Origin of the sequence: Streptomyces flavofungini, from assembly GCF_041028215.1 — a bacterium.
GTDB lineage: Bacteria > Actinomycetota > Actinomycetes > Streptomycetales > Streptomycetaceae > Streptomyces > Streptomyces flavofungini_B.
Genome location: NZ_JASKYR010000273.1, coordinates 1 through 9,879, shown reverse-complemented (window position 1 = coordinate 9,879; position 9,879 = coordinate 1). Strand labels below are relative to the sequence as shown.

The window sequence follows — 9,879 nt, the reverse complement described above, 5'->3', positions numbered from 1 at the left end:
TGGGCAGCCCGGCGGGGGCGGCGTCGGTGGTCGTCATGCCGTGCCCTCCTCGGGGGTCGCGGGGGCTGCCGAAGCCGCGGGGGCCGCGGCCGGTTCCCCGGCGGCGGTCTCCGGTTCTCCGTCGGGCTCGACCACGGCGAGCACCTGGTCCATGGCGACCGTCGAGCCCGGGGTGACGTCCAGCTCGGTGACGGTGCCCGCGTGCGGGGCGGAGATGACGTGCTCCATCTTCATCGCCTCGACGACGAGGAGGCTCTGGCCCGCGGTGACCCGGTCGCCGGTGGTGACCTTCACGACCGTGACGGTGCCCGGCATGGGGGCGGTGAGGGCGTCGGCCCCCGCGTGCGCGGCGCCGGTCAGGCTCGCCTCGACGGGGTCGTGGTCCCGCACCTGCCAGGCGTCCCCCTCGCGGCCGAGCCAGTCGCCCGCGCGGTGGAAGGTGTGCCGGGTGCCGTCCACGGTGACCGAGACGCGGTCGGCGGTGACGGTGCGGGCGCCGCTGCCCAGCACCCGCGCGACGGGTTCGTGGCCCGCCGCCCTGAGCCAGTGGGTCACGGGCGCCGGGGCGGCACCGAGGCGCCAGCCGCTGGGCACCGAGAAGGGGTCCGTCCAGCCGTCCCCCGAGGGAATACGCGCGGCCTCGCGCACGGCGGCCGCCGCTTCGTACACCTCGACGGGCACGCCCTCGGGGACCAGGGAGTCCGCCTCGCGCTCGACGAGCCCGGTGTCGAGGTCGCCCGCGACCACCGCGGGGTGCGCGAGCAGCCTGCGCAGGAAGCCCGCGTTGGTCGGCACCCCCAGGGTGACCGTCTCGGCGAGGGCGGCGCGCAGCTTGCGCAGGGCGGTGGCGCGGTCCGGGCCGTAGGCGATGACCTTGGAGAGCATCGGGTCGTAGAGGCTGCCGACCTCGGTGCCCTCGCTCAGGCCCGAGTCGGTGCGCACGCCCTCGCCCCGCGGCTCGCGCAGGGAGAGGACCGTGCCGCCCGAGGGCAGGAACCCGCGCGCGGGGTCCTCGGCGCAGATACGGGCCTCGACGGCGTGCCCGGTGAGGGTGATGTCGTCCTGGGCGAACGGCAGCGGCTCGCCCGCGGCCACCCGGAGCTGCCACTCCACCAGGTCGAGCCCGGTGATCAGCTCGGTGACCGGGTGCTCCACCTGGAGGCGGGTGTTCATCTCCATGAAGTAGTACGAGGAGGGGTCCTTGCCCGGGACGATGAACTCCACCGTGCCCGCGCCCGCGTACCCGCAGGAGCGGGCGGCCTGGACGGCCGCCTCGCCCATCGCCGCGCGTGTGGCCTCGTCGAGGAGGACGCTGGGCGCCTCCTCGATGATCTTCTGGTGGCGGCGCTGGAGCGAGCACTCGCGCTCGCCCAGGTGGATCACATTGCCCCGGTCGTCCGCGAGGACCTGGATCTCGATGTGCCGGGGGCGGTCGATCCACCGCTCCACGAGCAGGGTGTCGTCGCCGAAGGACGCGCGGGCCTCGCGCCTGGCCGCCGCGATCTCCTCGGCGAGCAGGGCCTCGTCCCGCACCAGGCGCATGCCCTTGCCGCCGCCGCCCGCGCTCGGCTTGAGCAGCACCGGGGTGCCGATCTCCCGGGCGGCGTCGGCCAGCTGGGCGTCGGTCAGACCGCTGCCGGAGGAGCCGGGGACGACCGGGACACCGGCCGCCTTCACCGTCTCCTTGGCGCGGATCTTGTCGCCCATCAGCTCGATGGCGGAGGCGGGCGGGCCGATGAAGGCGAGCCCCGCGTCGGCGCACGCCTGGGCGAACGCCGCGTTCTCCGCGAGGAAGCCGTACCCCGGGTGGACCGCCTGGGCTCCGGAGCTCGCCGCTGCCCCGAGGATGCGCTCGATCGACAGATAGCTCTCGGCGGCGGGCGCGGGGCCGATGCGCACGGCGGTGTCCGCCTCGCGCACATGGCGGGCGTCCGCGTCCGCGTCGCTGAAGACGGCGACCGAGCGGACGCCGAGCGTCCGCAGGGTGCGGATGACGCGGACCGCGATCTCGCCGCGGTTGGCGACGAGCACCGTGTCGAACATGTTCCCTCTCCCCGAGGTGGTCCCCTGCAAGCCTGGGCCGGTCGCCGTCTGCGGACCCGCGCCGGTCGTCGTCCGGAAGTCGCTCATCGTCCGCCCCTCACATCCGGAAGACGCCGAAGCCGGGCTCGCCCAGCGGTGCCCCGGCGCACGCGGTCAGGGCGAGGCCGAGGACCTGCCGGGTCTCCAGGGGGTCGATGACGCCGTCGTCCCAGAGGCGGGCCGTGGCGTAATAGGCGTTGCCCTGCTGTTCGTACTGCGCGCGGATCGGGTCCTTGAAGGCCTCTTCGTCCTCGGGCGCCCACTGCTCGCCGCGGGCCTCCAACTGGTCGCGCTTGACCGTGGCGAGCACGGACGCGGCCTGCTCGCCGCCCATCACCGAGATCTTGGCGTTGGGCCACATCCACAGGAAGCGGGGGCTGTAGGCCCGGCCGCACATGGAGTAGTTGCCCGCGCCGTACGAACCGCCGACGACGACCGTCAGCTTGGGCACGCGCGTGCAGGCCACGGCGGTCACCATCTTGGCGCCGTGCTTGGCGATGCCGCCCGCCTCATAGTCCTTGCCGACCATGAAGCCCGAGATGTTCTGGAGGAAGACCAGGGGGATGCCGCGCTGGTCGCAGAGCTCGATGAAGTGGGCGCCCTTCTGGGCGGACTCGGCGAACAGGATGCCGTTGTTCGCGACGATGCCGACCGGGTGGCCGTGGATGTGGGCGAAGCCCGTCACCAGGGTCGTGCCGTACTCCGATTTGAACTCGGCGAAGCGGGAGCCGTCGGCCACGCGCGCGATGACCTCGCGGACGTCATAGGGGGTGCGGGAGTCCACCGGCACCGCGCCGTACAGCCCGAGGGGGTCGGCCTTGGGCTCCTCGACCGGCTGCACGGACCAGGGCAGGGCGCCGCGCTCGGGGAGGGTGGAGACGATGGTGCGCACGATCCGCAGGGCGTGCGCGTCGTCCTCGGCGAGGTGGTCGGTCACTCCGGAGGTGCGCGAGTGGACCTCGCCGCCGCCCAGCTCCTCGGCCGTCACGACCTCACCGGTGGCCGCCTTCACCAGCGGCGGGCCGCCGAGGAAGATCGTGCCCTGATTGCGCACGATCACCGCCTCGTCGCTCATCGCGGGGACATAGGCGCCGCCCGCCGTGCAGGAACCGAGGACCGCGGCGATCTGCGGGATGCCGGCGCCGGACATGCGGGCCTGGTTGTAGAAGATCCGCCCGAAGTGCTCGCGGTCGGGGAAGACGTCGTCCTGCATCGGCAGGAAGGCGCCGCCCGAGTCGACCAGATAGAGGCAGGGGAGGCGGTTCTCCAGGGCCACTTCCTGGGCGCGCAGGTGCTTCTTCACCGTCATGGGGTAATACGTGCCGCCCTTGACGGTGGCGTCATTGGCGACGATCACGCACTCCCGGCCCGAGACGCGGCCGATCCCCGCGATGACACCGGCCGCCGGGGCGTCCCCGCCGTACAGCCCGTCGGCCGCGAGGGGCGCGAGCTCCAGGAAGGGCGAGCCCGGGTCCAGGAGCGTGTCCACCCGGTCCCTGGGCAGCAGCTTGCCGCGCGCCACATGGCGGGCCCGCGCCCGCTCGCCGCCGCCGAGCCTGGCCTTCGCGAGCCTGGCCCGCAGTTCGTCGGCGAGGGCGGTGTGCGCCGCCTCGTTCGCCCGCCATGCCTCCGATGCGGGATCCGCCGCACTCGTCAGCACTGGTGCCTGCCGCATCAGTCGAGCCCCCTTGCCCGGTTAATGAGCGTTAACGCCTTCGCTTCAGGTTAACGAGCGCTAACCGGCCTGTCTAGAATCAATTCCATGGCCACGAGAACCGACGCCCCCACCCGTCGCGAGCAGATCCTCAAAGAGGCCGCCCGGCTCTTCGCCGAGCGCGGCTTCCACGGCGTGGGTGTCGACGAGATAGGCGCCGCCGTCGGCATCAGCGGCCCCGGGCTCTACCGCCACTTCGCGGGCAAGGACGCGATGCTCGCCGAGCTGCTCGTCGGCATCAGCGGACAGCTCCTGACGGGCGGCAGGCGCTGCGTCGCCGATACGGAAGGCTCCTCGGAGCAGGTCCTCGACGCGCTCATCGAGGGGCACATCGACTTCGCCCTGGACGACCGCTCCCTGATCACCCTGCACGACCGCGAGCTGGACCGCTTGCGGGACAGCGACCGCAAGCTGGTCCGCCAGCTCCAGCGGCAGTACGTGGAGATCTGGGTCGACGTGGTCCGCAAGGTCTACCCCGGCCTCGCCGAGAACGCCGCCCGCGTCTGTGTGCACGCCGTCTTCGGGCTGCTCAACTCCACTCCGCACCTGAGCCGCCGCGACGCCCTGCCGAGCCGTGCGGCCATGGCGGCCCTTCTGCACCGCCTGGCGCGTGGGGCGTTCGAGGCCGCCGCCGAGTGACGCGCATCTCTGGACGCTCTGGTGACCGCCGGGTAACCTGCATCTGAGCAAGCGCTTAGTCGATGTAGGCAGATGCAGGCAGAGGGAGTACTCCGTGCGCCGTACCGTTTTCAATGAGGACCACGAGGCGTTCCGGGAGACCCTGCGCGCCTTCATCGAGGCCGAGGTCGTCCCCGTCCACGACGAGTGGTTCGCCGCGGGCCAGGTGCCGCGCGAGTTCTACTACAAGCTCGCCGAGCTGGGCCTCTTCGGCATCAACGTCCCCGAGGAGTTCGGCGGCGCCGGTCTGGACACCCACAAGTTCGAGGCCATCCAGTACGAGGAGACCGCCCGCGCGGGCGTCACCTTCGGCGGCTCCGGCGTGCACGTGCTGCTCGCCCTGCCCTACATCAAGGCGCTCGCCACCGACGAGCAGAAGAAGCGCTACCTGGAGAAGTTCGTCTCCGCCGAGGAGATGTGGGCGCTCGCGATGACCGAGCCGGGCACCGGCTCCGACCTCGCGGGCATGAAGAGCACCGCCAAGCTCTCCGAGGACGGCACGCACTACGTCCTCAACGGCTCCAAGACCTTCATCACCGGCGGTGTGCACGCCGACCGCGTGATCGTCTGCGCCCGCACCTCCGCGCCCACCGCCGAGGACCGCCGCTACGGAATCTCCCTCTTCGCCGTCGACACCAAGTCCGAGGGCTACTCCATCGGCCGCAAGCTCGACAAGCTCGGCCTGCGGACCTCCGACACCGCCGAGCTGGCGTTCGTCGACGTCAAGGTCCCCGTCGAGGACCTCCTCGGCGAGGAGAACAAGGGCTTCTACTACCTCGGCAGCAACCTGCCCTCCGAGCGCTGGGGCATCGCCTACGGCGCCTACGCGCAGGCCAAGGCCGCCGTCCGGTTCGCCAAGGAGTACGTCCAGGACCGCACGGTCTTCGGCAAGACGGTCGCCTCCTTCCAGAACACCAAGTTCGAGCTGGCCGCCTGCCAGGCCGAGGTGGACGCCGCCGAGGCCGTCGCCGACCGCGCCCTGGAGGCGCTGGACGCGGGCGAGCTGACCGCCGCCGAGGCCGCGTCCGCGAAGCTGTTCTGCACCGAGGTCGCCCACCGCGTCATCGACAAGTGCCTCCAGCTCCACGGCGGCTACGGCTTCATGAACGAGTACCCCATCGCCCGCCTGTACGCGGACAACCGCGTCAACCGCATCTACGGCGGCACCAGCGAGGTCATGAAGATGATCATCGCCAAGAACATGGGCCTCTAGGCACCGCCTCCGGTAGGACGCCGCAGAGACGCCCTGTAGAACTACCTTCATGAACCAGGCACTTGAAGCCCTCCTCGATCTGCTCGACCTGGAGCAGATCGAGGAGGACATCTTCCGGGGCGTGAGCCGCTCGGCGCTCGTGCCCCGCGTCTTCGGCGGCCAGGTCGCCGCGCAGGCTCTGGTCGCCGCGGGCCGCACCGTCCCCGACGACCGTCCCGCCCACTCCCTGCACGCCTACTTCCTGCGTCCGGGGGACCCCGGCGCGCCCATCGTCTACACCGTGGACCGCATCCGCGACGGCCGCTCCTTCACCACCCGCCGCGTCGTCGCCGTCCAGCACGGGCAGCCGATCTTCCACCTCTCCGCGTCCTTCCAGACGTACGAGGAGGGCCTGGAGCACCAGTCCGGGATGCCGGACGCGCCGGACCCGGAGACCCTGCCCACCGCTGCSGAGATGCTCCCCCGCCACCTGCCGCCGGACGTCGCCGAGCGGCTCGTCGAGGCCCGCGCGGCCGTCGACCTGCGCTACGCCGACGTGCCGCCCTGGGGCACCGTGGGGCAGCCGCGCGAGCCGCGCTCCCAGGTGTGGTTCCGCGCCAACGGCAAGCTCGCGGACGACCCCCTGCTGCACGTCTGCCTCGCCACCTACGTCTCGGACATGACGCTCCTGGACTCCGTCCTCCTCGCGCACGGCAGGGGCGGCTGGGCCGTCGGCGACGTCGTCGGCGCCTCGCTCGACCACGCCATGTGGTTCCACCGCCCCTTCCGCGCCGACGAATGGCTCCTGTACGACCAGGAGTCGCCGTCGGCCTCCGGCGGGCGCGGCCTCGGCCAGGCGCGGATCTGGACGCAGGACGGACGGCTCGCGGTGACGGTCATCCAGGAGGGCGTGGTGCGCGTACCGCGCTGACCGCCGTTCGCGCACCGCCCTGATCGGACATAGCGTCCGAGGCATGACCGATCAAGCACCGCGGGGCGGCGGCGAGAGCACCACCACGGTCATCGTCGCCGCCGTCGCCAACCTGGGGATCGCGCTGGCCAAGGCCGTCGCGGGCGTCATCAGCGGGTCCAGCGCCATGCTCTCCGAAGCGGCGCACTCCGTCGCCGACACCGTCACCGAGCTGATGCTGCTCATCTCCCTGAAGGCGAGCGACAGACCCGCCGACGAGGAACACCCCCTCGGCTACGGAGGCGCCCGCTACATCTGGGCGCTGCTCGCCTCCGTCGCCACCTTCGTGGGCGGCGGTGTCTTCGCGGTGTACGACGGCATCCACACCCTGACCCACGGCGAGGACCTCGGCGACCCGCTCGTGTCGTACCTCGTCCTCGCCGTCGCCTTCGTCCTGGAGGGCTACTCGCTGCGGACCGGCCTCAAGCAGGCCCGGGGCGAGGCCGACCGCCTCGGGGTGCACATCAGGCGCTATCTGCGCCACACCCCCGACACCGCGGTCAAGGCCGTCGTGATGGAGGACTCGGCGGCGCTCGTGGGACTGCTGCTCGCCGCGGCCGGCCTGTTCGCCGGGCAGCTCACCGGGTCCGGCGTCTGGGACGGCGTCGCCTCGCTCTGCATCGGCGTCCTGCTCGTGTACGTGGCCTGGGTCCTCGGCCACGCCAACTCCGAGCTGCTCATCGGGCGCCCGCTGCCCCCGGAGATGCGGGCCGCGGTCCGCGCGGAACTCCGCGCCGACCCGCACGTCGTGGACGTCATCGAGCTGACGACGCTGCTCCAGGGCCCCAGGGAGGCCCTGGTCGCCGCCAAGGTCGACTTCCGGGACATGTACTCGGCCGCCGACATCGAGCGGGCCTGCGACGCCATGGCGCGGCGCGTCCAGGAGCGGTTCCCCGCGGTCCGGCGGGTCTACCTGGACCCGACGCCGGGCTCTGCGGCAGGAGGTCCGGCTCAGGAGCCGCCGGAGAGCCCCGCCGCGTCGAGCAGGTAGGCCGTCATCGGGTCGTAGTGTCTGGGGCTCGTGACGTGGTCGTCCAGCGGGACCGTGACCTGCACGGTGCCCTCGGCCTCGGCGATGAAGAGCGCGGGGTCGTTGCAGTCGGCGTAGCCCATGGAGTCCAGGCCGCGCTGGCCCGCGCGGCCCGCCCAGCCGTGGTCGGCGACGACCAGGTCGGGCTGCGGGCGGCCCTCGCGCTCCAGGCCGTCCAGGATCGCGTTCATCGGCTCGGGGGAGTGGGTGTGCCAGAGCGTCGCGCCGCGCTCCAGGACCGCGACGTCCGCGAACTGGAAGACCATGCCCTCGTCGGCCATGAGGCCCTCGGGGATCACCACGATCTCGCAGCCCGCCGCGCGCAGGGCGGCGGCGGTGGCGCGGTGCACGTCGAGCAGGCCCCCGGGGTGGCCGGTGGCGAAGAGGACCCTCTCCTTGGCGTCGGCCGCTTTGCGCAGCCGCGCGGCCATGCGCTCCAGGGCGGCGACGGTCAGCTCCGGGTCGATGGTGTCCTGGCCGTACCGGTGCCCGGGGTCGTCGATGACGCCGCAGCGCTCGGCCATCACCGCGAGGACGTCCTGCTCGTCGGTCCAGCGGTCGCCGAGTTCCAGCCCCAGCCAGTAGTGGCGGTCGCCGTTCGCGAGCTTCCTGTAGTGGCTGAGGTTGTTGTCACGGGGGGTGGCGACATCGCCCGCGATGCGGGTGCGGACGAGATGATCGACGAGCGCGGCGCGGCTGGGTATCGGCATGCCTCCCATTCTGCGGGACGAGTGCTCCGCTCAGGGGGTGGGTCGGCGCGTCCCGCGGTCCCGGCTCAGGGCGAACCAGAGCTCCATGCGGACGTCCGGGTCGTCCAGGTCGGCGGAGAGGAGCGCCGTGCAGCGGGCGATGCGCTGGCGGACCGTGTTGCGGTGCACCCCGAGGGCGACCGCCGTGCGGTCCCAGCTGCCGTGCAGGGAGAGCCAGGTGCGCAGGGTGCCCGTCAGGGCCTCGTTCCCGCCGAGCGGGGCGAGCAGCACGCGCGCGTGGGCGTCGGCCTCCCCGGGCTCGACCAGGTCGGCGACGCCGTTGGCGTGCTGGCGCACGAGCGGGACCCGAGTGGCCTCGGCGCGGCGCAGGGCGCGGGCGGCACGGGCGTCGGCCGCCGCGAGGTCGCCGGGTCCCGCGGGGGCGGAGAGGCCGAGGGTCCAGCCCTCCACGGGGGCGAGGTCGCGGTCGGCGGGGACGAGCAGGCGCACCACGCCGTCGTCGCCGCCCGGGTCGACCAGGCCGCTGCCGAGCGCGGCGCCGAGCGCGGACGCGGCCGACGGGGTGTGCTCCCCGCGCGCGTGCACCACGGTCCACAGGTCGCTGCCCAGGAGGGGGCCGATCTCCTCTCCGGGAGTTCCGGTCAGCAGCCGTACGAGAGCCGCCGAGCGGGCCGCCTCCGAGGTTCCCTGATGTTCGCCGGTGAGCAGCGAGAGCAGCACGACGGCGGCTCCCGCGATGGTGTGGTCGCCCGGTTCGCGGCGGTCCGTTGCGACGCCGAGCACGAAGCCGCGCCCGCCGCCCAGCGCGTAGGCGGCCAGATGGGTGGCGCCCGCCGTGTCGGCCGCGGACGCCGGTGCGGCGGGCGCGGCGCGCCGCACCACACCGGTCAGCTCCCGCAGCGCGCCCCGGGCCGCGGGCGGCGCCTGGCCCGCCGCCTGGAGCTCCGCGCCGTCGGGCCCGTACAGGGCGGCGAGCCCGCCGAGCCGCGCCGCGAGCTGGCGCAGGACCGCCGAGACCGGGTCGGGCCGTGCCGCCGCCGTCGCGAGGCCCTGCTGCGCCTGGGTCACCCGGCGCAGCTCGGCGTGCCTGGCCTCGGCCATCAGCCGCCACACCGCGCGGGCGACGCCGCTGAACGTGGTGCGCGGCGGTACCTCGACCAGCGGGAGCCCGTGCCGCTCGCAGGCCGCCACCAGCGCGTGCGGCACCGTGTCGTGGACCGGCGCGACGCCGAAGCCGAGGGCCGCGCCGCCCGCCTCGACGATGCGGGACACATAGGCGTCCAGGGGGCCGTCGGGGGCCGCGTGGCCGGTCGTGTGGCCGGTGATGTGGACGCCCGCCGTCAGGAGCAGCTCGCCGCCGAGCAGATACGGGTAGGGGTCGGGCATCTCCGAGGTGTGCACCCACTGCACGGCCGTGGCCGCCTCCCGGGCGTCCGGGCCCGCGACCTGCCGCAGCCCCAGGTCGTCGCGGGCGAGCAGGGCGGCGAGCGGGACCGGCGGGGT

At 73.3% G+C, this 9,879-nt stretch carries 8 protein-coding genes; 4 read left to right on the top strand and 4 right to left on the bottom strand.

Features of this window, described 5'->3' with window-relative positions; genetic code table 11:
- Nucleotides 1-33: 33 nt before the first annotated feature.
- Nucleotides 34-2,043 carry an acetyl-CoA carboxylase biotin carboxylase subunit gene (locus AB8Z36_RS19700; RefSeq protein ID WP_369214656.1) on the bottom strand — a complete coding sequence of 670 codons (2,010 nt, stop codon included), beginning with the start codon at nt 2,041-2,043 and terminating at the stop codon, nt 34-36.
- Between the two features lie 97 nt (nt 2,044-2,140).
- Entirely contained in the window at nt 2,141-3,757 is a 1,617-nt protein-coding gene (locus AB8Z36_RS19695; RefSeq protein ID WP_369214655.1) for a carboxyl transferase domain-containing protein, read from the bottom strand.
- An 87-nt stretch (nt 3,758-3,844) separates the two neighbouring features.
- Here AB8Z36_RS19695 and AB8Z36_RS19690 point away from each other — a divergent pair, with 87 nt between their 5' ends.
- The 4 genes from AB8Z36_RS19690 to AB8Z36_RS19675 all read left to right on the top strand — a co-directional run bounded on the left by AB8Z36_RS19690 (nt 3,845) and on the right by AB8Z36_RS19675 (nt 7,627).
- Complete coding sequence (locus tag AB8Z36_RS19690; protein WP_369214654.1) at nt 3,845-4,435, top strand: SACE_7040 family transcriptional regulator; 591 nt, start codon at nt 3,845-3,847, stop codon at nt 4,433-4,435.
- A gap of 94 nt (nt 4,436-4,529) precedes the next feature.
- Nucleotides 4,530-5,687: an acyl-CoA dehydrogenase family protein gene (locus AB8Z36_RS19685; protein WP_369214653.1), complete on the top strand. Its 1,158-nt coding sequence runs from the start codon at nt 4,530-4,532 to the stop codon at nt 5,685-5,687.
- A gap of 49 nt (nt 5,688-5,736) precedes the next feature.
- Nucleotides 5,737-6,597 carry an acyl-CoA thioesterase II gene (gene tesB, locus AB8Z36_RS19680; protein WP_369214652.1) on the top strand — a complete coding sequence of 287 codons (861 nt, stop codon included), beginning with the start codon at nt 5,737-5,739 and terminating at the stop codon, nt 6,595-6,597.
- Nucleotides 6,598-6,640: 43 nt separating this feature from the next.
- The gene (locus AB8Z36_RS19675; protein WP_369214651.1) at nt 6,641-7,627 is read left to right on the top strand and encodes a cation diffusion facilitator family transporter; all 987 of its coding nucleotides are present in this window, start codon (nt 6,641-6,643) and stop codon (nt 7,625-7,627) included.
- Here AB8Z36_RS19675 and AB8Z36_RS19670 read toward each other — a convergent pair.
- Nucleotides 7,588-8,385 (bottom strand): phosphatase, encoded by a 798-nt coding sequence (locus tag AB8Z36_RS19670; protein ID WP_440581955.1) that lies wholly within the window; start codon nt 8,383-8,385, stop codon nt 7,588-7,590. The genes AB8Z36_RS19675 and AB8Z36_RS19670 overlap by 40 nt on opposite strands.
- A gap of 21 nt (nt 8,386-8,406) precedes the next feature.
- A partial coding sequence (locus AB8Z36_RS19665; protein WP_369214649.1) for a PucR family transcriptional regulator occupies nt 8,407-9,879 on the bottom strand: 1,473 nt, incomplete at its 5' end.